A 19,730-nucleotide genomic window follows, 5' to 3' on the forward strand; every position below is an offset into this window, starting at 1 on the left:
ACATGCGCATCGACCTGAACAGTGACGTCGGCGAATCGTTCGGCCGCTGGGAGCTGGGCGACGACGAAGCCATGCTCGCGCTGGTCTCCAGCGCCAACGTGGCGTGCGGCTTCCACGCCGGCGACCCCACCACCATCGGCCGTACGTGCCGGTGGGCGGTCGAGCACGGGGTGCGGATCGGAGCGCAGGTGGGCTACCGCGATCTCGCCGGATTCGGGCGCCGCTTCATCGACGCGACGGTGCGCGAGCTGACCGACGACGTGATCTATCAGATCGGTGCCCTGCAGGCCCTCGCGCGTGCGGCCGGCGGATCCGTCACGTACGTCAAACCGCACGGTGCGCTGTACAACACGGCCGTGCATCACGAGGGACACGCGCAGGCCGTCGTCGACGCCGTCGCCGCGGTCGATCCGACGCTGCCCGTGCTCGGCCTGCCGGGGTCGGCGCTGCTCGCGGCCGCCGAGGCGAAGGGCCTGCGACCGGTGCGCGAGGCGTTCGCGGACCGTGCGTACACCCCTGAGGGAACCCTGGTGTCCCGGCGCGAACCCGGTGCCGTGCTGCACGATCCGCAGACAGTGGCCGCACGTGTGACTCAGATGGTCACCGACGGCACGGTCGAGGCGATCGACGGCACCACGGTGCGCCTCGAGGTCGACTCGGTGTGCGTCCACGGGGACAGCCCGGACGCCGTGGCGATGGCCCGAGCCGTTCGCGAACAGCTCGAGGCTGCGGGCGCACAGATCGAGGCGTTCTCATGAAGCTCCTCCCCTGCGGCGAGCGCGGCGTGCTGCTCGAACTCGCCGACATCGGCGAGGTGCTGGACTGGGTCGCGGCGATCGAGGCCGCCGACCTGGATGTCGTCGACATCGTCCCCGGCGCCTGCACCGTTCTGCTGACCGTGGACGAGCCGGGTTCTCTCCCGGCCGTCCGTGACGCCGTCAGCCGTCTCACGCCTGCGGCCGGCACCCGCCGCGACGACGCCACCACCGTCGAGATCCCCACGGTCTACGACGGCCCCGACCTGGAGGACGTCGCCCGCCTCACCGGTCTCTCCGTCGACGAGGTCATCGCCGCGCACGGCGAGCAGGAGTGGACGGTGGCGTTCGGCGGCTTCGCGCCCGGCTTCGGCTACCTCGTCCGCGAGGACACCCGGCTGGAGGTGCCGCGTCGGCACGAGCCGCGCACCCGCGTTCCGGCAGGCTCGGTCGGGCTCGCCGGCGAATTCAGCGGCATCTATCCGCGGGAGTCGCCCGGCGGGTGGCAGCTGATCGGGCGGACCGACGTGGTGCTGTTCGACCTGGACCGTGAACCTCCGGCGCTGCTCACCCCCGGCACGCGCGTTCGCTTCGTGGAGGCCGGCCGATGACCGCTCTGGAAGTCGTGCAGACCGGAGCTCAGGCGACCGTCCAGGACGCAGGTCGTCCCGGGCTCGCCGCGATGGGCATCGGACGGTCGGGAGCCGCCGACCGTCGGTCCTTCGCCCTGGCGAACCGGCTCGTCGGCAATGCCGAGAACGCCGCCGCGATCGAGGTGCTGCTCGGCGGGCTCGTCCTGCGCGCACATGTGGAGGTCGACGTGGCGGTGACCGGCGCGGCCGTCGAGGTGAGCATCGACCGGGGCGACGGACCGGTTCCAGCCGGTCTCAACGCCCGCCACACCCTGCGACCCGGGTGGTTGCTGTGTCTCGGCCAGGCCACGGCGGGCCTTCGCGCGTACGTCGCCGCCCGTGGCGGGCTCGATGTCGCGCCCGTCCTCGGCTCCCGCAGCACCGACACCCTGTCGGGCATCGGGCCGGCGCCACTCCAGCCCGGAGACCTGCTGCCTGTCGACGCCTGCACCCTGCCGTTGCCGAACACGGACCTGGCCCCCGTCCGTCAGCTGGACGACGACGAGATCACCCTGCGGTTTATCCGCGGCCCGCGCGAGGACTGGCTCGCCGACGCCGAGCACCTCGTGACGACGCGCTGGACCGTCTCGGACAAGGTCGACCGGGTCGGAGCACGACTCGTCGCTGCGGAGGGGCCGGGAGTCACGATGGCCGTCGAGGGTCGACAACTGCCGAGCGAGGGCGTCGTCCGCGGCGCCATCCAGGTACCGCCGGGCGGCGAGCCGGTCATCTTCCTCGCCGATCACCCCGTCACCGGTGGCTATCCCGTCGCCGGGGTGCTGACCGACGACGACGCCGACCGCGCCGCGCAGCTGCGACCCGGGCAACGGGTCCGGCTCGCGTGGCACCGAGAAGGAGGAACCCGCCGATGACCACCGATGTCGCCACCCTCTCCCCCGCCGAGGCGCGCCGCCGCTTCCGCGAAGGACTCGTCACCCCGACCGCCGGATGGTCGGCGGGCTACGCGCAGGCCAATCTCGTCGCAGTGCCGCGCGACTACGCCTTCGACCTGCTGCTGTTCGCGCAGCGCAACCCCAAGCCGTGCCCGATCCTCGACGTGCTCGAGCCCGGTCAGTTCACCGGACCGTTGCTCGGCGACGAGGGCGATATCCGTACCGACGTGCCCGCCTACCGGATCTACCGCGACGGCGTCCTCACCGAAGAGGTCCCCGACGCCACCGAGTACTGGCGTGAGGACCTGGTCGCGTTCCTCGTGGGCTGCAGTTTCAGCTTCGAGGACGCGCTGCTCGAGGCTGGAGTGCCGGTGCGGCACATCGAGGAGGGCCGCAACGTGCCGATGTTCCGCACCAACCGGCCCTGCCGCTCGGCCGGCCGGATGAGCGGGCCGCTCGTCGTGTCGATGCGGCCCATCCCGGCCGAGCAAGTCGCCGACGCCGTGCGCGTCACGTCGCGGTATCCGGGTGTGCACGGCGCCCCGGTGCACGTCGGCGATCCGGAGGCCTTGGGCATCACCGATCTCTCCCAGCCCGACTTCGGCGACGCCGGCACCATCCGACCCGGTGAGATCCCGGTGTTCTGGGCCTGCGGAGTCACCCCGCAGGCCGCGGTGATGGAGTCGAAGCCGCCGCTCGCGATCGGCCACGCGCCCGGTCACATGCTCGTCACGGACCTGCGCGACAGCACCCTCCTCGTGCCCTGACGGAGGGCCGCATGGTGAGATAGGTGTCCACGCTGCGGTATTCGTGTCACGCTCGGTGTCACGAACGAGGAGCGAAGGAGCACCCATGAGCGAGAACTGGTCGTTCGAGACCAAGCAGATTCACGCCGGCCAGGAGCCGGATCCGACGACGGGCGCCCGCGCCCTGCCGATCTACCAGACCACGTCGTACCAGTTCCGGGACACGCAGCACGCCGCGGACCTGTTCGGCCTCGCCGAGCCGGGCAACATCTACACCCGGATCATGAACCCGACGCAGGACACCGTCGAGCAGCGCATCGCCGCGCTCGAGGGCGGCGTCGGCGCACTGCTCGTCGCCTCCGGGCAGGCCGCGACCACCGGAGCGCTCACCAACGTCGCCGAAGCCGGCGACCACATCGTCGCGTCCGCCAGCCTCTACGGCGGCACCGACAGCCTCCTGCGCCACAGCTTCCCGAAGCTCGGCATCGAGGTGACCTTCGTGGCCGAGCCCAACGACCCGCAGCAGTGGCGTGACGCGGTCCGCGAGAACACGAAGGCGTTCTTCGGCGAGACGATCGGCAACCCGAAGGGCGACGTGCTCGACCTCGAGGCCGTCGGCGCCGTGGCGCGCGAGGTCGGCGTGCCGTTCATCGTCGACAACACGGTGGCCACGCCGTACCTGCTCAACCCGCTCAAGCACGGCGCGGACACCGTCGTGCACTCGGCGACCAAGTACCTGGGCGGTCACGGCACCGCCATCGCCGGTGTCGTCGTGGACGGCGGCACGTTCGACTACGGCGCGCACGGCGACAAGTTCCCCGGATTCACGACGCCCGACGAGAGCTACCACGGGCTCGTCTTCGCCGAGGCGCTCGGCCCGGCGGCGTACCTCACCAAGCTGCGTGTGCAGTACCTGCGCAACGTCGGTCCCGCGATCGCGCCCTTCAACGCGTGGCTGCTCGCCCAGGGCCTCGAGACATTGAGCCTGCGCGTCGAGCGGCACGTCGAGAACGCGCGCCGAGTGGCCGAGTGGCTGCAGGCGCGTGACGACGTCGCCTCGGTGCACTGGGCCAGCCTGGCCAGCAGCCCCTACCAGGAGCTCGCGCAGAAGTACGTGCCCAAGGGCGCCGGTGCGATCGTCACGTTCGAGCTGCCCGGTGGTGTCGATGCCGGACGCCGGTTCATCGACGCGCTCGAGCTGCACAGCCACGTCGCCAACATCGGTGACGTCCGCAGCCTCGCGATCCACCCGGCCTCGACGACGCACAGCCAGCTGACGGCCGAGGAACAGGCGGGCGCCGGCGTGACGCCGGGCCTCGTGCGACTCGCCGTCGGGCTCGAGGGTATCGACGACATCCTGGCCGACCTCGACGCGGGATTCCGCGCGGCGAAGTGACCCAGCAGGCGGCGATCGGCGACCTCACCCTCGAGTCGGGTGAGGTGCTTCCCGACGTCACGCTCGCCTACGAGACGTGGGGCGAGTACGACGGAACGAACGCCGTCCTCATCCTCCACGCTCTCACCGGTGACACCCACGTCACCGGTGAGGGCGGGTGGTGGAACCACGTCGTCGGTCCCGGCCTCGGCATCGACACCGACCGGTTCTTCGTCGTCGCGGCGAACATCCTCGGCGGCTGCCGCGGCAGCACCGGACCGACCACCCTCGCGCCCGACGGCGAGCCCTGGGGGTCGCGATTCCCCTCGATCACGGTCCGCGACCAGGTCGCGGCGGAGGTGGCGTTCGCGGACGTCCTCGGCGTCGACACCTGGTACGGGGTCATCGGCGGCTCGGCCGGCGGGATGCGCGCGCTCGAGTGGGCGATCGAGCATCCCGCGCGCGTCGAGCGGCTGTTCCTGCTCGCCACGTGCGCCGCGGCATCGGCCGACCAGATCGCGTTGTCGGCGACCCAGAACGACATCATCCGCGCGGCCGGGCCCGTCGCCGGCCTCGACCTCGCCCGCCGGATCGCGCACATCTCGTATCGCAGCGAGGTGGAGTTCGCCGAACGCTTCGGGCGGCGGGTGCAGGGCGACGGCCGGTTCGCGGTCGAGTCGTACCTGCAGCACCACGGCGACAAGCTCGTCAAGCGGTTCGACGCCGACTCGTACATCGTGCTCAGCGACGCGATGAACAGTCACGACGTCGGGCGCGGCCGCGGCGGCGTGCAGGCGGCGCTGGGACGCATCGAGGCCGAGACGGTGGTGGCCGGGATCGACTCCGACCGGCTCTACCCGCTGTATCAGCAGCTCGAACTCGCCGACGGCATTCCCGGCTGCGAAGCGCTCGACATCGTCAAGTCCCCCTACGGCCACGACGGCTTCCTCATCGAGGCCGACCAAGTCGGTGACCTCGCCCGCCGCTTGCTGGCGTGACGGATTACCAGGTTACGTAGGTTTTCCCTCACTCCTCCGGGTGAATTTCACTGGAGAAGTGGGAGTTTTCCTGGGTCGGTGGGCGCGGCGCTCCGAGCCGCTGACGGATTACCAGGTGACGTAGGAGATCTTCACTCCTCACAGGAAACCGGCACTCCTCCAGGGGAATTCACCCGGAGGAGTGAGGGAAAACCTACGTAACCTGGTAATCCGCGCTCAGCTGGGAGTCTCGAGGCGGAAGGCGGCGACGAGTTCGCGATAGAGATCAGATTCGCTCAGGAGTTCATGGTGGGTTCCCTGCGCCACCACTCGTCCGCCGTCCATCACCACGATGCGGTCGGCGTCGATCACGGTGGACAGTCGATGCGCGATGGTCAGAACGGCTCCCCGCTCCGCCTGGCGCCGGATCGCCTCGTGAATCGCTGACTCTGTCACACCGTCGACCTGCGCCGTCGCTTCGTCCATCAGCAGGATCTGCGGCTCGGCCAACAAGGCGCGCGCGATGGCGATCCGCTGCCGCTGACCTCCCGAGACATTCGTGTCGGTGAGGACCGAGTCGAGCCCGTCGGGAAGTTCGGCGACGAGGGAGTCCAGGCCGAGTTCCCTCAGCACCCGCGCTACGTCCTGGTCCGACGCGTTCGGGTTGATGATCAGGAGGTTGTCGCGGAGTGCCGGGCACGACCGGGGTTTCCTGTTCGACGTACGCGAGTTTCGCGCGCGCCTGCCGCGGCGACATCTGCCTGTAGGGGACACCGCCACGTCGCACCTCGCCCGCCTCCGGTTCAAGGAAGCCAAGCACCGCCGACATGACGGACGTCTTACCCGCACCCGAGGGACCCACGAGCGCGACGTGCCCGCGCTCTGGGAGATCAATCGTCACCTCGGCGAGTGCGAGGCGCGCATCCGCCCCGTAGCGAGCCTGCACGGCGACCAGTGAGAGACCTGCCCCCACCTCGACCGCATGAACATCGCCGACAGGTTCGCGCGGGAGCGCATCGACCTCCCGGATACGGGCGGCCGCTGCGATCCCGGCCTGCAGCGCCGTCATGTTCTGACTCAGCTCAGTGATCGGCCCCATGAGGCCGAACGCGTACAGGAGGAAGGCCACGAGCGTCGACACCGCCATGTCGCCGGCCGCGACCCGCGCTGCACCCAGTGCAAGGATGACGATGATGGCGGCTTGAATGCCCGTCCATGACACGGTCCACGCGACAACCTCGCGACGCACTGCTCGCACCCCGTGGTCCCGCGCCCTATCGACATCGGCGAACAGCCGCGCCCGCTGACGTTCCTCGGCTCCGGCGGCCTTGACCGTTTTGATGGCGCGCAGGGTGCCTTCAGTTCCGCCACCGAGATCGGCCAGCGCGGCCTGCGCCTTCTCCTGGGCCGCAGCGATACCAGGCATCAGCACGCCGAAGAGCACAGCGACCACCACGACCGCAGCGAGGGTGACCGCGAACAGCACCAGGTCTAGTACGGCCATGAGAATCAGCGTGCCGACGAGCACGACGCTGCCGTTCACGAGGCCGATCAGGCTCGACGACGCCGCCTCGCGCATCAGCACCGAGTCGCTCGTGACCCGCGTGACGAGATCGCCGGGCGGCTTGCGGAGCAACGGCAGGACCTTCGCCGACAGGAAGCGAGCGATCAAGTGCCGCCGCGCACCACGCACGATGTCCTCGGCGAGGGTGCCCAGCAGGATCCACTGCCACCAGCTGATGAGGGCGCCGACGACGAGCAGACCGAGCAAGACGGCGACCGGGCCGGAGATCGATCCGCCGACGGCGAGCGTGTCGAGCACCCATTTGGTCACCAGTGGCGTGGCCAGTTCCATGCTCGATGCCATGAGCCCGAGTGCCAGCGTCACGGCGAGCGTGCGCCGATGGGGACGCGCAAACGACCACAGCACATAGAACCGCGAGGACGAGTCAACCATGGTCCCCATTAAGACACATCTGTCTCATGTAGGACAAGTTAGTCTCGTCACGGGACGACGGGATATCCTGAATGCGTGAGCACGTCCACGCAGGACCGCACCAGGCGGACCATCTTGCTTGCGGCGATTCGTGTTCTCAGCGCCAACCGAAGCGCGAGCATGCGAGAGATCGCCGAGGAGGCCGACGTTGCGCGCAGCACCGTGCATCGCTACTTCGCCGACCGGCCGGCGCTCGAAGCCGCCATGAGTGAATTCGTCGACGAGGAGTACATCGCGATCGGCACGGCGGCCCGCCCCGAGGAGGGAACGGGAATCGACGCCCTCGAACGGCTCGCGACTGAGCTATTCGATCACCTCGAGGTCTTCGGCTGGTGGTTCCAACTTCCCGAGGACGAGGAAGAGGTCGCTGTCGAGGAAGACGACCACATCGTCTCGCGCGTCGTGCAGCGCGGACACGACGACGGCACGATCGACCCATCTCTTCCCGTGGGTTGGGTCACTGGGCTCGTGTGGTCCCTGCTGTATTCGGCGAACGCCTACACCCAGGAGGGCTCCTTCACCCGCGGCGAGGTGCGCAAGCTGTTTCTGCATAGCCTCCGCAAGTCCGTCAGCGCTTGAGTCCGCTCACCACGAGGATGTGGTGATGCCGGGAAGCTCGCCGCGGTGAGCGCCTTCACGGAGTCGGATGCGCGAGAGACCGACCTTGCGGACGTAGCCTCGGGGCCGGCCGTCGACCTGGTCGCGGTTGCGCACCCGCACCGGCGAGGAGTCGCGCGGCAGCTTGGCGAGCGCACGCGAGGCCGCCATCCGCTCCTCCATCGACAGTGAGGTGTCGCGGCTCGCCTGGCGCAGGGCAGCGCGCTTCTCGGCGTACCGCGCCACCTTCTCCTTGCGCCGCTCGTTCTGCACGATCTTGCTGCGCTTGGCCATGTCAGCGCTCCTCGCGGAAGTCGACGTGCTGCCTCGCGACCGGATCGAACTTGCGCAGCACCAGCCGGTCCGGGTCGTTACGGCGGTTCTTGCGGGTCACGTAGGTGTAGCCCGTGCCCGCGGTGGACCGCATCTTCACGACGGGCCGGATGTCCGAGCTCTTCTTACTCACAACTTCTCCCCTCGCGCCAGGATCTGCGCCACGACGGCGTCGATCCCGCGTCGATCGATGGTCTTGATGCCTCGCGCACTGACGGTCAGCGTCACGCGCCGGCCCAGGCTGGGAACCCAGTACGTCTTGCGCTGGATGTTCGGATCGAACCGTCGCTTGGTGCGGCGGTGCGAGTGCGAGACGTGATGGCCGAAGCCGGGCTCCGCGCCGGTGACCTGACAGTGCCGTGCCATGATACTCCTTATTGAAAACGATTCCCATGACGATATCATTCGTGCAGCACCCGCTGAAAGGACCTGCATGAAGCCCGACATCCACCCCACCTACCGCCCCGTCGTCTTCCGCGATCGCTCCGGCGACCTCACGCTGCTCACGCGTTCGACCGCGACGAGCGACGCGACGATCGAGCTGGACGGCGTCACGTACCCGGTCATCGATGTGGACGTCTCGAGCGCCAGCCATCCGTTCTGGACGGGCCGCGGGCGCGTCGTCGATTCCGAGGGCCGCGTGGAGCGATTCCGTCGCCGCTACGGGAGCGACGCATGAGCGTGCCGGTCGCCCTCGTCACCGGCACGGCCGCGGACGCGGTGGAACGGACGGTGCTGACGCTCGCGTGGGACGCGCCCGACGCCGTCGCCGTCCACCACACGATCGACGTCCCCCGCCAGCGACTGACTCGGATCGTCGCGGACCACACGGGCATCCTCGAACGCGAGGAGATCGACCTCGACCACGCGTGCGCCAGCTGCGCGCTGCGGGAGGACATCCTGCCGACGCTCGCCCGACTGGCCGAGGCCGGGCGATGGAGCTCGATCGTGGCGCACCTGCCGACGAGCGCTGACGCCACCGGCATCTGCCGCGTCCTCGAGTACGACCCCGAGTTCGATCTGCACGTCAGCGAGGTCATCGCCGTCGTCGACGGAACGACGTGGGAGGACGACCTCCTCGGCGACGATCTGCTGCGCGAACGCGGCATCCACACCTCCGCCGAGGACGGCCGCAGCGTCGCGGAGACGTTGTCGGCCCTCGTCGAGTACGCCGACACCGTCATGGTCGTCGGGGACATCGGCGACGACGGGCGCGACCTCCTCTCGGTGCTCGCCCGCCGCGACGCCCGCCTGGTGGACGACCACCTCGCCTACGCCTTCGACACGGGGCGCCGCCGCGACCACGAGAGCGCCGAACGCTGGGTCGACCCCATGAGCACTCAGCCGGTCGGTCTGATCGAGGACGGGGTCGCATGGACGTTGGAACTGCGCTCCGATCGCCCGTTCCACCCCGACCGCCTGCACGCGCACATCGCCGAACTCGGCGGCGGGCCGCGGCGCTCCCGGGGCTGCTTCTGGCTCCCGACCCGCCCCGATCAGGCGTGCGAGTGGTCGGGAGCGGGCGGGCAGCTGAGCGTCGGCACCGCACTCGCCCAACCCCAGGGCCGCCCGCACACACGCCTCCTCGTCAGCGGCATCGACGACGGCATCGACGAGCTCGTCACCTTGTTCCATCGCTGCCTGCTGACCGACGAGGAGCTCAACCACCGCGGCTGGGCCTGGGACGTCAGCGACGACGGATTCACCCCGTGGCTCGGCCCCCTGCGCCGCGCCGCCTGACCCCGAGGAGACACCTCATGGCCGTACCGAAGCGCAAGACCTCGCGCAGCAACACCCGCCACCGCCGCAGTCAGTGGAAAGCCCACCCCGTCACCCTCGTCCCCGTGACAGTGGGCGGCGAGACCGTCCGCGTCCCGCGCCGGCTCGTCCGGGCCGTCCAGTCGGGACTGATCGATCCGAAGGAGTACCGATGAAGGTCCGCAACTCGCTGCGCTCGCTGAAGAACCAGCCGGGCTCGCAGGTCGTCCGCCGTCGCGGGCGCACCTACGTCATCAACAAGCAGAACCCACGGCTCAAGGCTCGTCAGGGCTGACGCCTACGATGGCCGCGTGACCACCACCACACAGCAGATCACCCTCGCCGCGCGGCCCGCAGGCCTTCCCGACGACTCCACCTGGTCGCTCGAGACCGTCGAGCTCCCCGAGCTCGCGGACGGCCAGTTCCTCGTCGAGGTCGATCACATCTCGCTCGACCCGGCGATGCGCGGGTGGCTCAACGACGTGCGCTCGTACGTGCCGCCGGTGCAGATCGGCGAGGTCATGCGCGCGGGCGCGACCGGCACGGTGGTCGCGTCGCGCCATCGCGAGTTCGCGGTGGGCGACCACGTCACCGGCACCTTCGGCGTCACCGAGTACGCGGTGAGCGACGGCGCCGGGGTCACGCACATCGACCTCGACCTCGCGCCGGCGCCCACCTGGCTCGGCGCCCTCGGCATGCCCGGCCTCACCGCCTACTTCGGGCTGATGGACATCGGCGAGCTGAAGGACGGCGACACCGTGGTCATCTCCGCGGCCGCCGGCGCCGTCGGTAGCGTCGCCGGGCAGATCGCCAAGGCCCGCGGGTGCCGGGTGATCGGTATCGCCGGCGGGCCGGAGAAGACCGATTGGCTGCGGCAGATCGGGTTCGACGAGGCCATCGACTACAAGAGCGAGAACGTGCTCAAGCGGCTGCGCGAGGTCGCACCGAAGGGCATCGACGTGTACTTCGACAACGTCGGCGGCGACATCCTCGACGCTGCGTTGGCCAATCTGCGTCGCGGTGCGCGCATCGTGATCTGCGGCGCCATCTCGCAGTACAACGAGGAGACCCTCCCGCCCGGGCCGAGCCGGTACATGTCGCTGCTGGTGTTCCGCGCCCGGATGCAGGGCTTCCTCGTCTTCGACTTCCTCGACCGCTACCCCGAGGGGCTCGAGGCCATCGGCGAGATGATCCGCAGCGGACGTCTCGTGGCCCGCGAGACCGTCGCGAGCGGCGGCGTCGCGGCGTTCGGCGAGGCCCTGCTCAAGCTCTTCCGCGGCGAGAACACCGGCAAGCTGGTGCTCAAGGTGCGCTGATCGCTCGCGCTGCGGCACGCCGCGTCCTGTGGTTCGGTGGAGGTGGTTGAGCGCGTTCCACGAACGAAAGGTGTCAGCAGTGCCAGAACCCGATGTGACCGAACCCGCGCTCAGCGAGGGCTTCCCCGCGCAGCAGCAGGAGCCTCCCGGCGTCACCGGAGCGACGGAGCCGCTGCCCGACCACGGCGAGAACAGCTATGTGGGGCACGGCAAGCTCGAGGGGAAGCGTGCGCTGATCACCGGCGGGGACTCCGGCATCGGCCGTGCCGTCGCCCTGGCGTTCGCCCGCGAAGGCGCCGACGTCGCGTTCACCTACCAGCCCGAGGAGTCCGAGGACGCCGCCGAGACGACCCGGCTCGTCGAGGCCGAGGGTCGGCGCGCGCTCGCGATCGAGGCCGATCTGCGCGACAACGCGACCTGCAAGAACGTCATCGCCCAGGTCGCCGATCAACTCGGCGGCCTCGACGTGCTGGTCAACAACGCCGGCTACCAGTTCGCGCGGCGCGAGAGCATCGCCGACATGACCGACGACCAGCTTGAGCGCGTCCTCGCCACCAACCTCAAGGCGATGTTCGTCCTCACGCGCGAGGCGATGCCGCACCTCAAGCAGTCGCGCGGCAACATCATCAACGTCTCGTCGATCCAGGCCTACGAGCCGTCGACGTCGTTGCTGGACTACGCGTCCACGAAGGCCGCGATCAACAACTTCACGATCAACCTCGCGCAGGAAGCCGGCGCCGACGGCGTCCGCGTGAACGCGGTCGCGCCCGGACCGATCTGGACGCCGCTCCAACCGGCCACGCAGAGCACGGAGAAGCTGGCGCAGTTCGGCCAGGAGACGCCCCTCGGTCGTGCCGGGCAGCCGGCGGAGTGCGCTCCCGCGTTCGTGTTCCTGGCCAACGAGACCGATGCCAGCTACGTGTCGGGCACGGTGCTCGGCGTGACCGGCGGAAAGGGGGTGTTCTGATGCCCAGCAAGAAGGACGAGAACGACTCGCAGCTGAAGAACCCGGACATGTACGAGGAACTTCGCGACGAGGGCGCGTCCAAGGAGAAGGCCGCACGCATCTCCAACGCCGCCGCGCGCGACGGCAAGAAGGAAGTCGGCAAGCGCGGCGGCAAAGCCGGCTCCTACGAGGACTGGACCGTCGACGAGCTGCAGGACCGCGCGAAAGAACTCGGCATCGAGGGTCATTCGCAGATGAAGAAGGCGGAGCTCATCGACGCTCTGCGCAACCACTGACCCGGACACGACACGAGGCCCGCCGCGAGCATGCGGCGGGCCTCGTGCGTGTCGTCACTGGTGGATGGGACGCGGCATCGACCGGTTCGCGACGCGGTTCTCCGAGTCGATCATCCACGCGAGTTGCTCGAGGCGCTCGAGGATCGAGTGCAGGATGTCGGCGGTCGTCGGGTCCTCCTCGTCGACCTCGTCGTGGATCCGACGGGCGGTCGCGGCGACGCCGTAGAGCGCACCGGTGATGAGGTCCACAGTCTCTGCGGTGTCGACCTCGTGGGCGGGGAACTCGGCGAGGCTCGACTGCTCGGCGACGGTCTTGGCCCGGCCGTCGGGCGTGATGTAGATGGCGCGCATGCGCTCGGCGACGGTGTCGGAGAACTCCCGGGCGGCGTCGACGACCTCGTCGAGCTGCAGGTGCAGGTCACGGAAGTTGCGGCCGACGACGTTCCAATGGGCCTGCTTGCCCTGGATGTGCAGGTCGATGAGGTCGACATGCAACTGCTGCAGGTGGCCGGCCAGGCGCTCGGAGGCCTTGAACGGGGGGTGAGCCGTGTGGGTCTCGGCGACGGTGCTCATGATCTCTCCTCTGCTTTCTTTGAACGACTCAATGAAAGCACGAATTTCCTTGCCATTCCAGCCAGGAGAGCCTTACAAAAGTCAGGTCTGCCTACCCTGAACGGCTCACACGAGTCGCTTCACCACACCCAGCGGAGCGTGCTTCATGACGTGCGAGAGCGGCATCCAGGGCCACGTCGGGACGTGCGCTTCGGCCACCTCGGCCTCGATCTTGGCCACCAGCGCCCGACTTCCGGTCTCGGTGTCGACCATGAGCTTGGCCTCCTGCTCGACGCCCTCGTTCATCTCCGAGGCGATATAGCCCGGGTACAGCGTCGTGACCTTGATATCGAGGCCCTTGCGCCCGATGAGGTCCATCCGGATGCCCTCGGCCAGATGCGCGACGCCCGCCTTCGTCGCCGCGTACGTGGTCATCGACGAGGGCATGCCGCGCATCGCCGACATCGAGGAGATGACCACGAGGTGCCCGGTCTTGCGCTCGTAGAAGTGCTCCATCGCCGCCTCGCACTGAGCCAGCGCGGCGATGAAGTTCGTCTCCGCCGTCTGCAGGTTGGCGTGGAACTTGCCGGTGCCGATCCGGCCGCCCTTGCCGAGGCCAGCGTTGACGATCACCCGGTCTACGCCGCCGTGCACCTCGGCCGCCTCCTTGACGACCGCGAACACGCGCTGGTGATCGTTGACGTCGAGCGGGTGAACGCTCACCTCGATACCCGGGTGCGCCGCCAGCAGCTCGTCGCGCAGTGCTTCCAGCCGCTCGGTCCGCCGCGCCGCGAGCGCGAGGTGATGGCCCGATTCGGCCAGCACGCGGGCCATCCCGTCCCCGAGCCCGGAGGACGCCCCGGTGATCAACGTGGTCTTGCGCATGATGCTCCTCAGCGATAGGTGACGAGGTCGCGGGGAAGGTGGGTGTGCTCGTTGAAACTGAGCAGGCGCGGCCCGGACGTGCCGCACAGGATCGTGGTGATGCTCGCGTTGACGAGCACGTCGTTGAGTCGCTGGAAGAGCGAGTCGTCGCCCACCAGGACGTGAGAGACCGCCATCGCGATGGGGCCGCCGGAGCTGAAGACGGCGACCTGCCGCCCCGGGCCGGCCACCGCCACCGCGCGCTCGAAGGCCGCGAGCACCCGCTTCTGGAACCCGGCGTAGGGCTCGTCGAACTCGCCGACGCCCTCGCGCCACCGTGCCAGCGCCTCGTTGAGCACCGCCTGGAACGCCTTGGTGTCCAGCGCGAGTGCCCCTTCGTCGTGCGCCGTCGCGATGCCGATGTGGTCGTACTCGTTCCACCCGGCGTCGACGTCGTACCCGTCCGGACCTCCGCACGCGTCGATCGCGTTGATCGCCGTCTCCGAGTGACGGCGCATCGAGCCGGCGATCGCGTCGGTCGGTTGGAACTCGGCCGCTTCCCATGCCTGACCGATGGCCGACGCCTGGGTATGACCGAGCGGTGAGAGCACGTCGTAGTCGTCGCTGCCGAAGGAAGCCTGACCGTGCCGAATGAGATGAAGGACACCCACGCCGTGACCCTACCGTTGTCGGCTCGCGCGCACTTGCAACGTGAGGCTAGTCTCAGCTTCCATGAGCACTTCCGGTGTGCGCTTCCCGAGCGACAGCACCTCGGCCACCGCCCGCGAGGTCGTCGCCGACGCCCTGCGCAAGACCGATCCGGCCGGTGCGCTGGCCGTCGAGCACGAGACGAACTGGCGGCGCGGCTACCTGACGCACTTCGCCCGGCTCCTGGAAGCCGGCATCGGCGATCCTCAGGCCGCCGTCACGATCGCGACCGAAGGGCTGCGCAGTGCCACCGAGCACCTGCGATTCGACGACCTGCCGCTCGGCGAGGCGATCGACAACGCCACGGTCACCCAGGCGTTCCACACCCGCACGATCGACGGAACCGCCGAACCCGAGCGCGAACTCTCCATCCCCTACCGCGGTGAGCGGCTCGTCGGCCGGCAACTGCGCGACCAGCTCGACGACTGGGTGGCGCGCGGCATCATCACGGCGTCCTGCGCGCAGGCCGTGCAGAAGGTCCAGGAGCATCCCGAGTGGCTGAGCCTCGAGGGTGACACCGTCGTCGTGTTGGGCGCGGGTGCCGAGATGGGGCCGTACCGGTCGCTGCTGCGCTGGGGTGCGGAAGTCGTCGCGGTCGACCTTCCGCGTGCGGACATCCAACAGCGCATCCGCCAACATGCCGAGGGCGGCGCCGGCCGCACCCATCTGCCGGCGCGCATCGTCATCGACGACGCGAGTGAGGCGGGCGCCGACGTCATCCACGAGCTGCCCGCGGTCGCGCAGTGGCTCGAGGGGATCGAAGGACGCCTCGTGCTCGGCAACTACTGCTACGCCGACGGCGGCACCCACGTGCGGGTCACGATGGCGGCCGACGCCCTCGCCACCCACCTCATCCGGCGTCGCCCGGACACCGCTCTGGCGTTCCTCGCCACCCCGACGGACGTCTTCGCGGTCCACGGGACGGAGGTGGTGGCGGCCAACGAGCGCTACCGCAAGGCCTCCTCGCTCGTCCGCACTCCGCTGCGCGTCGTCAGCGGCGGGCGGCTCCTGCAACGCAACTACCCGCCGCACGCCGACATGGGCATCTGTGATGCGCTCGTGCCCCAGCAAGGCCCCAACTACGCGTTCGCCAAGCGCCTGCAGCGCTGGCGGGCGACGGCCGCTCGGCACGAGGGCACGCTCGTCTCGCTCAACGTCGCGCCGTCCACCCGGACGCGCTCGGTGGTCAAGAACAAGGCCCTCGCGGCGGCCTACGCCGGCGCCCATCGCTTCGGCGTGGAGGTCTTCGAGCCCGCGACGAGCAACGTGCTCATGGCCGCGATGCTCGTGCACGACCTGAAGGCCGGGGTCACCCCGCAGCCCGAGCCGTGGATGGACGAGGCGGAAGGCGCGGCCCACGGTGGTCTGTGGACGGCCGCGTATCACCCGCGCAGCGCGCTCGGCCTCGCCGCCGTCCTCGGCGTCGGCGCCCTCCGCAGCTGACGCCATCGCGGAACGTGGTCTCGACCACCACGCCCCGGCCATAGGTGGTCGAGTAGCGGCGAGGAACGAGCCGCATGGAGCCGTGGCAATGAGGGCATAGCCGCCACGGAGCGAGACCAACTCACGTCCACGTGGTCTCGATACGGCCCTCGTCCCTCGGGCCTACTCGACCACCAACAACCGGAGTAGCTGGTCGAGTAGCGGCGAGCTCTGCGAGCCGCGTATCGAGACCACCTATGCGGTTACTTGCCGAGGAAGTGGGCTTGGCGCTTTTCGAGGAAGGCGGCTTTGCCTTCCTCGTGGTCGGCGGTCCCGGCGAGCATGGTCTGACCCTCGGCCTCCCGGTCGAGCGTCTCGCTCAGCGTCGGCAGGCTGGCGGCGTTGACGGCCGCCTTCGTCTGGGCGTACGCCACCGTGGGACCGGCCGCGAAACGAGCAACCGTCGCCTCGACGAACTCGTCGAACTCCTCATCGGGGACGCTGTGCGTCAGCAGGCCCATCGCCACTGCGGTGTCCGCCGGGAGCTTCTCGCCGCTCAGCATGAGGTTCATGGCGCGGGTGCGACCGATCGACGCGGCCAGCAGCTCGGTGGCCGCGCCGTCGGGCATGAGCCCGATGTTGACGAAGGCCTGAAGCACGTAGCCCGACGACCGGGCGATCGACACGTCCGCCGCGACGACGATGGAGCATCCCACGCCCGCCGCGAGTCCGTTGACCGCCGCGACCACGGGGTACGGGGCCTGCGTGATCGCATGGATGAGACGATCGATCGCCGCGAGGATGCCCGGGTTGACGGTGTCCTTGGCCATCGCCGCACCGGAGGAGAACGCCCGCCCCTCGCCGGTGAGGACCGCGACCCGGACACCCTCGGCCTCCTCGAGCGCGGCGGCGATGGCGTTCACCATGTCGGTGTCGAGGGCGTTGAGCCGGTCGGGGCGGTTGAGCGTGATCCGCAGGACGCCGTCCTGCCGGTCGATCAGCACATCGGTCATCGAGAAACCCTCCATTGTCCGAGCAAGGTCTGCAGCGCGGCGATCAGCGCCACCGGCTGGTCGAGCATGATGTGGTGTCCCGCGTCCGGGATGACGGTCACGGGTACCGTACCGCCGAGTCGCTCACGCACGACCTCGGTGATGTCGTGCGTCGCCATACCCCGCTCGCCGCGCAGCAGCGCGACGTCGCAAGCGGCACCGGCGAGGTCCTCCGGCTGCATCATGGCCGACAGGAACACCCGCGGGTCGAACTTCCACCGCCAACCGGCCTCGGTCTTGGTGACCGACTCCGCGGCGACGTGCGCCAGCACGTAGTCGAGGCAGGCCGGGTCCTCCGGCACGGTACGGAACCGGGCGAGGATCTCCGCGCGGTCGGCGTAGTACTTGACGGCGTCGGGATTGGCCCGCTGCGCACGCCACATGCCCGCTTCCGGGGAGACTCTGCGCACGGGCGAGTCGATGGCCACGACGCCGCGAATCCGATCGCCGTGCTCGCGCGCCGCGGTCAACGCGACGAAGCCGCCCATGCTGTGGCCGTAGATGATCGGCGGGAGCGCGGACTCGGCGGCGGCCACGGCCATCACCTCGTCGGCCCACGTCGTCAGGTCGTACGACGGGCGATGATCGCTGTCGCCGTGACCGGACAGGTCGAGGGCGATGACGGGATGCTCGGCGGCGAGGTGCGGTCCGATGTGGTCCCACCAGCCACCGTGCGCGGCGCCGCCGTGCACCAGCACGACCGGCGCCCCGTCACGGGACCCCCAGACGCGATAGTGGATCGACGCTCCCTCCACGCCGATCCGCTCGATCCGAGGACTGTGGGTGACAGCCGAACTGAACCAATCGGGCGCCACCTTCACGCCCCTCACCGTAGGACCTGGCCTATTTACCGTCAAGCGTGACGGTTTCCGGATGTCAGCGGTGCCACCGCACGTTGTCCTCGAACGGCGTTCTCGGGGCCCGGAAGTTGTTGGCCGGATGGTCGTGGTCGGGATAACCGAACGAGATCGCGCAGACCACCCGGCGATCGTCGTCCCACTCGAACCACTCGCGGAGCAACGCGGACTTCTGCGCCAACGCCGCTTGAGCGATCGCGCCGAGCCCGTACGCGTGGACGGCGAGCAGGAAGGACTGCACGTAGAGCCCGGCATCCACCAGGGCGTAGACGCCGAGGCTCGCGGGCACGGTGAGGATCGCGGCGTGTGGAGCGCCGAAGAACTCGAAGTTCCGGAGCATCTCGCGGGCCGAGGCCTCGCGGTCTCCGCGCTCCACCCCGACCGCCTCGTACAGTTGCCAGCCGACCTCACGCCGCCGGTCGCGGTAGACGCCCTCATAGCTCCGCGGGAAGTCGAAATCGCTGCCGAACTCGGTGTCCGCCTCGATCGCCTTGCGCAGATCGTCGAGGGCCGAGCCGGACACGATCTCGACCTCCCAGGGCTGCGTATTGCACCACGACGGGGTTCGCTGAGCCATCTGCAGGATGTGCACGATCGTGGCCTCAGGGACCTCGGCTTCCTCGAAGCCTCGACAACTCCGGCGGTCGGCGAGCAGCCGGTCCAAGATGGCGATATCCGTCGTCATGGCGTCACGTTAAGGCACTCTCGTTGCAACCGCGTTTTACCTGTCGCCGAGAACCGCCATGATGGGATGAACATCCGAATCGAGCTGAGGAATCCCACATGAAGCTGGTTGACGGCGCCACGATGATCATGTCGGGCGGCAGCCGCGGCATCGGCGAGGCGATCGCGGTGCGCGCGGGTCGCGACGGCGCGAACGTCGCACTGCTCGCCAAGTCCGCCGAGCCCCACCCCAAGCTGCCGGGGACCATCTACACGGCAGCCAAGGCGATCGAGGAGGCCGGCGGGCATGCCCTCCCCCTCGTGGGCGATATCCGCGACGACGATTTCGTGACCGAGGCCGTGGCGCGGACCGCCGAGCAGTTCGGCCGGATCGACATCGTGGTCAACAACGCGAGTGCGATCGATCTGTCGCGCACCGAGGATCTGCCGATGAAGAAGTACGACCTCATGACGCAGATCAACAGCCGCGGCGCGTTCCTCCTGTCCAAGCTCGCGATTCCGCATCTGCGGCGTTCGCCCAACCCGCACATCCTCACGCTCTCACCGCCGATCCTCACCGACCCGAAGTGGTTCGGTCAGTACACGGGCTACACGATCGCCAAGTACGGCATGAGCCTCGTGACCCTCGGGTTGGCGGAGGAACTGCGCGCCGACGGGATCGCCGCCAACTCGCTGTGGCCGCGCACGGCGATCGACACGGCAGCGGTGCGCAATGTGGTCGGACCGGGCCTGCAGACCTCGTCGCGCACGCCGCAGATCATGGCTGACGCCGCCCACGCCATCCTCACCAAGCCGGCACGCGAGGTGACCGGACAGTTCTTCATCGACGACGACGTGCTCGAGGCCGAGGGGGTGACCGACTTCTCCGGCTATCTCAACGGTGGGCGCGAGGAAGACCTCGTGCTCGATTTCTGGGTCGAGCCGAAGGGGATCGTCGGCGCCGACCCGAGCAAGCGGATCTAGCGGCACGG

General features: G+C 69.3%; 26 protein-coding genes and 1 pseudogene. 16 read left to right on the forward strand and 11 right to left on the reverse strand.

The features are described from left to right. Positions 1-2: 2 nt before the first annotated feature. The 6 genes from EHW97_RS02990 to metX all read left to right on the forward strand — a co-directional run bounded on the left by EHW97_RS02990 (position 3) and on the right by metX (position 5,399). Positions 3-758, forward strand: coding sequence for a LamB/YcsF family protein (locus EHW97_RS02990; protein ID WP_124235692.1), 756 nt, complete (start codon positions 3-5; stop codon positions 756-758). Then, positions 755-1,366: a 5-oxoprolinase subunit PxpB gene (gene pxpB / locus EHW97_RS02995; RefSeq protein WP_124235693.1), complete on the forward strand. Its 612-nt coding sequence runs from the start codon at positions 755-757 to the stop codon at positions 1,364-1,366. Before EHW97_RS02990 ends, pxpB begins: the two co-directional genes overlap by 4 nt. Further along, on the forward strand, positions 1,363-2,259 hold the full coding sequence (locus EHW97_RS03000; protein WP_124235694.1) for a 5-oxoprolinase subunit C family protein: 897 nt from the start codon (positions 1,363-1,365) through the stop codon (positions 2,257-2,259). The genes pxpB and EHW97_RS03000 overlap by 4 nt, the downstream gene beginning before the upstream one ends. After that, on the forward strand, positions 2,256-3,047 hold the full coding sequence (locus tag EHW97_RS03005) for a putative hydro-lyase (protein WP_124235695.1): 792 nt from the start codon (positions 2,256-2,258) through the stop codon (positions 3,045-3,047). The genes EHW97_RS03000 and EHW97_RS03005 overlap by 4 nt, the downstream gene beginning before the upstream one ends. An 85-nt stretch (positions 3,048-3,132) precedes the next feature. Continuing rightward, complete coding sequence (locus tag EHW97_RS03010; protein WP_124235696.1) at positions 3,133-4,422, forward strand: bifunctional o-acetylhomoserine/o-acetylserine sulfhydrylase; 1,290 nt, start codon at positions 3,133-3,135, stop codon at positions 4,420-4,422. Then, positions 4,419-5,399 (forward strand): homoserine O-acetyltransferase MetX, encoded by a 981-nt coding sequence (gene metX / locus EHW97_RS03015; protein ID WP_243696281.1) that lies wholly within the window; start codon positions 4,419-4,421, stop codon positions 5,397-5,399. The genes EHW97_RS03010 and metX overlap by 4 nt, the downstream gene beginning before the upstream one ends. Positions 5,400-5,615: 216 nt before the next feature. Here the strand turns inward: metX and EHW97_RS15855 are convergent, their stop codons facing one another. Together EHW97_RS15855 and EHW97_RS03020 are read right to left on the reverse strand one after the other, a co-directional pair. After that, on the reverse strand, positions 5,616-6,011 hold the full coding sequence (locus EHW97_RS15855) for an ATP-binding cassette domain-containing protein (protein WP_279432295.1): 396 nt from the start codon (positions 6,009-6,011) through the stop codon (positions 5,616-5,618). A 115-nt stretch (positions 6,012-6,126) separates the two neighbouring features. Continuing rightward, a pseudogene (locus EHW97_RS03020) lies at positions 6,127-7,344 on the reverse strand (ABC transporter transmembrane domain-containing protein); the annotation flags it as partial. Positions 7,345-7,410: 66 nt separating this feature from the next. Between EHW97_RS03020 and EHW97_RS03025 the strand changes: the two are divergent. After that, complete coding sequence (locus EHW97_RS03025) at positions 7,411-7,953, forward strand: TetR/AcrR family transcriptional regulator (protein WP_124235698.1); 543 nt, start codon at positions 7,411-7,413, stop codon at positions 7,951-7,953. Between the two features lie 6 nt (positions 7,954-7,959). On the opposite strand, the gene rpsN is transcribed toward EHW97_RS03025, so the two are convergent. Genes rpsN through rpmB form a run of 3 tightly spaced genes read right to left on the reverse strand, consistent with a single transcriptional unit; the run spans position 7,960 to position 8,670 of the window. Next, entirely contained in the window at positions 7,960-8,265 is a 306-nt protein-coding gene (gene rpsN, locus EHW97_RS03030; protein ID WP_124235699.1) for a 30S ribosomal protein S14, read from the reverse strand. A gap of 1 nt (position 8,266) precedes the next feature. Further along, a complete protein-coding gene (gene rpmG, locus EHW97_RS03035) occupies positions 8,267-8,437 on the reverse strand; it encodes a 50S ribosomal protein L33 (RefSeq protein WP_124235700.1) in 171 nt (56 codons plus the stop codon). Next, positions 8,434-8,670 carry a 50S ribosomal protein L28 gene (gene rpmB / locus EHW97_RS03040; RefSeq protein WP_124235701.1) on the reverse strand — a complete coding sequence of 79 codons (237 nt, stop codon included), beginning with the start codon at positions 8,668-8,670 and terminating at the stop codon, positions 8,434-8,436. The genes rpmG and rpmB overlap by 4 nt, the downstream gene beginning before the upstream one ends. Before the next feature lie 67 nt (positions 8,671-8,737). Between rpmB and EHW97_RS03045 the strand changes: the two genes are divergently transcribed. The 7 genes from EHW97_RS03045 to EHW97_RS03075 all read left to right on the forward strand — a co-directional run bounded on the left by EHW97_RS03045 (position 8,738) and on the right by EHW97_RS03075 (position 12,620). After that, a complete protein-coding gene (locus EHW97_RS03045; RefSeq protein WP_124235702.1) occupies positions 8,738-8,983 on the forward strand; it encodes a type B 50S ribosomal protein L31 in 246 nt (81 codons plus the stop codon). Beyond that, positions 8,980-10,044 (forward strand): GTP-binding protein, encoded by a 1,065-nt coding sequence (locus tag EHW97_RS03050; protein ID WP_124235703.1) that lies wholly within the window; start codon positions 8,980-8,982, stop codon positions 10,042-10,044. The genes EHW97_RS03045 and EHW97_RS03050 overlap by 4 nt, the downstream gene beginning before the upstream one ends. Before the next feature lie 17 nt (positions 10,045-10,061). Next, positions 10,062-10,238 (forward strand): 50S ribosomal protein L32, encoded by a 177-nt coding sequence (rpmF, locus tag EHW97_RS03055; RefSeq protein WP_124235704.1) that lies wholly within the window; start codon positions 10,062-10,064, stop codon positions 10,236-10,238. Further along, positions 10,235-10,357, forward strand: a complete 123-nt coding sequence (gene ykgO, locus EHW97_RS03060) for a type B 50S ribosomal protein L36 (protein WP_023645249.1) — start codon at positions 10,235-10,237, stop codon at positions 10,355-10,357. The genes rpmF and ykgO overlap by 4 nt, the downstream gene beginning before the upstream one ends. A 16-nt stretch (positions 10,358-10,373) precedes the next feature. Further along, positions 10,374-11,378: an NADP-dependent oxidoreductase gene (locus EHW97_RS03065; RefSeq protein WP_124235705.1), complete on the forward strand. Its 1,005-nt coding sequence runs from the start codon at positions 10,374-10,376 to the stop codon at positions 11,376-11,378. A 79-nt stretch (positions 11,379-11,457) separates the two neighbouring features. After that, complete coding sequence (locus EHW97_RS03070) at positions 11,458-12,345, forward strand: SDR family oxidoreductase (RefSeq protein WP_208001846.1); 888 nt, start codon at positions 11,458-11,460, stop codon at positions 12,343-12,345. After that, positions 12,345-12,620: a DUF7218 family protein gene (locus EHW97_RS03075; protein WP_124235706.1), complete on the forward strand. Its 276-nt coding sequence runs from the start codon at positions 12,345-12,347 to the stop codon at positions 12,618-12,620. The genes EHW97_RS03070 and EHW97_RS03075 overlap by 1 nt, the downstream gene beginning before the upstream one ends. Positions 12,621-12,674: 54 nt before the next feature. Here the strand turns inward: EHW97_RS03075 and EHW97_RS03080 are convergent, their stop codons facing one another. The 3 genes from EHW97_RS03080 to EHW97_RS03090 form a co-directional block, all read right to left on the reverse strand. Beyond that, entirely contained in the window at positions 12,675-13,193 is a 519-nt protein-coding gene (locus EHW97_RS03080) for a Dps family protein (RefSeq protein WP_124235707.1), read from the reverse strand. Between the two features lie 105 nt (positions 13,194-13,298). Further along, entirely contained in the window at positions 13,299-14,057 is a 759-nt protein-coding gene (locus EHW97_RS03085; protein ID WP_124235708.1) for an SDR family oxidoreductase, read from the reverse strand. An 8-nt stretch (positions 14,058-14,065) separates the two neighbouring features. Beyond that, complete coding sequence (locus EHW97_RS03090) at positions 14,066-14,707, reverse strand: histidine phosphatase family protein (RefSeq protein ID WP_124235709.1); 642 nt, start codon at positions 14,705-14,707, stop codon at positions 14,066-14,068. A 61-nt stretch (positions 14,708-14,768) separates the two neighbouring features. Here EHW97_RS03090 and EHW97_RS03095 point away from each other — a divergent pair, with 61 nt between their 5' ends. Continuing rightward, the gene (locus EHW97_RS03095) at positions 14,769-16,187 is read left to right on the forward strand and encodes a hypothetical protein (RefSeq protein ID WP_124235710.1); all 1,419 of its coding nucleotides are present in this window, start codon (positions 14,769-14,771) and stop codon (positions 16,185-16,187) included. Positions 16,188-16,429: 242 nt separating this feature from the next. Here EHW97_RS03095 and EHW97_RS03100 read toward each other — a convergent pair whose 3' ends face one another. Genes EHW97_RS03100 through EHW97_RS03110 form a run of 3 tightly spaced genes read right to left on the reverse strand, consistent with a single transcriptional unit; the run spans position 16,430 to position 18,760 of the window. Further along, a complete protein-coding gene (locus EHW97_RS03100) occupies positions 16,430-17,179 on the reverse strand; it encodes an enoyl-CoA hydratase-related protein (protein WP_124235711.1) in 750 nt (249 codons plus the stop codon). Continuing rightward, the gene (locus EHW97_RS03105; protein ID WP_208001847.1) at positions 17,176-18,039 is read right to left on the reverse strand and encodes an alpha/beta fold hydrolase; all 864 of its coding nucleotides are present in this window, start codon (positions 18,037-18,039) and stop codon (positions 17,176-17,178) included. Before EHW97_RS03105 ends, EHW97_RS03100 begins: the two co-directional genes overlap by 4 nt. 55 nt (positions 18,040-18,094) lie before the next feature. After that, positions 18,095-18,760: a nitroreductase gene (locus EHW97_RS03110; RefSeq protein WP_124235713.1), complete on the reverse strand. Its 666-nt coding sequence runs from the start codon at positions 18,758-18,760 to the stop codon at positions 18,095-18,097. 98 nt (positions 18,761-18,858) lie between these two features. Here EHW97_RS03110 and EHW97_RS03115 point away from each other — a divergent pair, with 98 nt between their 5' ends. Beyond that, entirely contained in the window at positions 18,859-19,722 is an 864-nt protein-coding gene (locus tag EHW97_RS03115; RefSeq protein WP_124235714.1) for an SDR family oxidoreductase, read from the forward strand. Positions 19,723-19,730 lie beyond the last annotated feature (8 nt).

It is taken from the genome of Aeromicrobium camelliae (genome assembly GCF_003850045.1).
Lineage (GTDB): Bacteria > Actinomycetota > Actinomycetes > Propionibacteriales > Nocardioidaceae > Aeromicrobium > Aeromicrobium camelliae.

Bases quoted from the DNA above. Each gene is read 5' to 3' on its own strand.
- EHW97_RS02990 (WP_124235692.1), top strand. From the start codon at position 3: ATGCGCATCGACCTGAACAGTGACGTCGGCGAATCGTTCGGCCGCTGG.
- pxpB (WP_124235693.1), top strand. From the start codon at position 755: ATGAAGCTCCTCCCCTGCGGCGAGCGCGGCGTGCTGCTCGAACTCGCC.
- EHW97_RS03000 (WP_124235694.1), top strand. From the start codon at position 1,363: ATGACCGCTCTGGAAGTCGTGCAGACCGGAGCTCAGGCGACCGTCCAG.
- EHW97_RS03005 (WP_124235695.1), top strand. From the start codon at position 2,256: ATGACCACCGATGTCGCCACCCTCTCCCCCGCCGAGGCGCGCCGCCGC.
- EHW97_RS03010 (WP_124235696.1), top strand. From the start codon at position 3,133: ATGAGCGAGAACTGGTCGTTCGAGACCAAGCAGATTCACGCCGGCCAG.
- rpsN (WP_124235699.1), bottom strand. From the start codon at position 8,265: ATGGCCAAGCGCAGCAAGATCGTGCAGAACGAGCGGCGCAAGGAGAAG.
- rpmB (WP_124235701.1), bottom strand. From the start codon at position 8,670: ATGGCACGGCACTGTCAGGTCACCGGCGCGGAGCCCGGCTTCGGCCAT.
- EHW97_RS03045 (WP_124235702.1), top strand. From the start codon at position 8,738: ATGAAGCCCGACATCCACCCCACCTACCGCCCCGTCGTCTTCCGCGAT.
- EHW97_RS03050 (WP_124235703.1), top strand. From the start codon at position 8,980: ATGAGCGTGCCGGTCGCCCTCGTCACCGGCACGGCCGCGGACGCGGTG.
- rpmF (WP_124235704.1), top strand. From the start codon at position 10,062: ATGGCCGTACCGAAGCGCAAGACCTCGCGCAGCAACACCCGCCACCGC.
- ykgO (WP_023645249.1), top strand. From the start codon at position 10,235: ATGAAGGTCCGCAACTCGCTGCGCTCGCTGAAGAACCAGCCGGGCTCG.
- EHW97_RS03075 (WP_124235706.1), top strand. From the start codon at position 12,345: ATGCCCAGCAAGAAGGACGAGAACGACTCGCAGCTGAAGAACCCGGAC.
- EHW97_RS03080 (WP_124235707.1), bottom strand. From the start codon at position 13,193: ATGAGCACCGTCGCCGAGACCCACACGGCTCACCCCCCGTTCAAGGCC.
- EHW97_RS03085 (WP_124235708.1), bottom strand. From the start codon at position 14,057: ATGCGCAAGACCACGTTGATCACCGGGGCGTCCTCCGGGCTCGGGGAC.
- EHW97_RS03095 (WP_124235710.1), top strand. From the start codon at position 14,769: ATGAGCACTTCCGGTGTGCGCTTCCCGAGCGACAGCACCTCGGCCACC.
- EHW97_RS03100 (WP_124235711.1), bottom strand. From the start codon at position 17,179: ATGACCGATGTGCTGATCGACCGGCAGGACGGCGTCCTGCGGATCACG.
- EHW97_RS03110 (WP_124235713.1), bottom strand. From the start codon at position 18,760: ATGACGACGGATATCGCCATCTTGGACCGGCTGCTCGCCGACCGCCGG.
- EHW97_RS03115 (WP_124235714.1), top strand. From the start codon at position 18,859: ATGAAGCTGGTTGACGGCGCCACGATGATCATGTCGGGCGGCAGCCGC.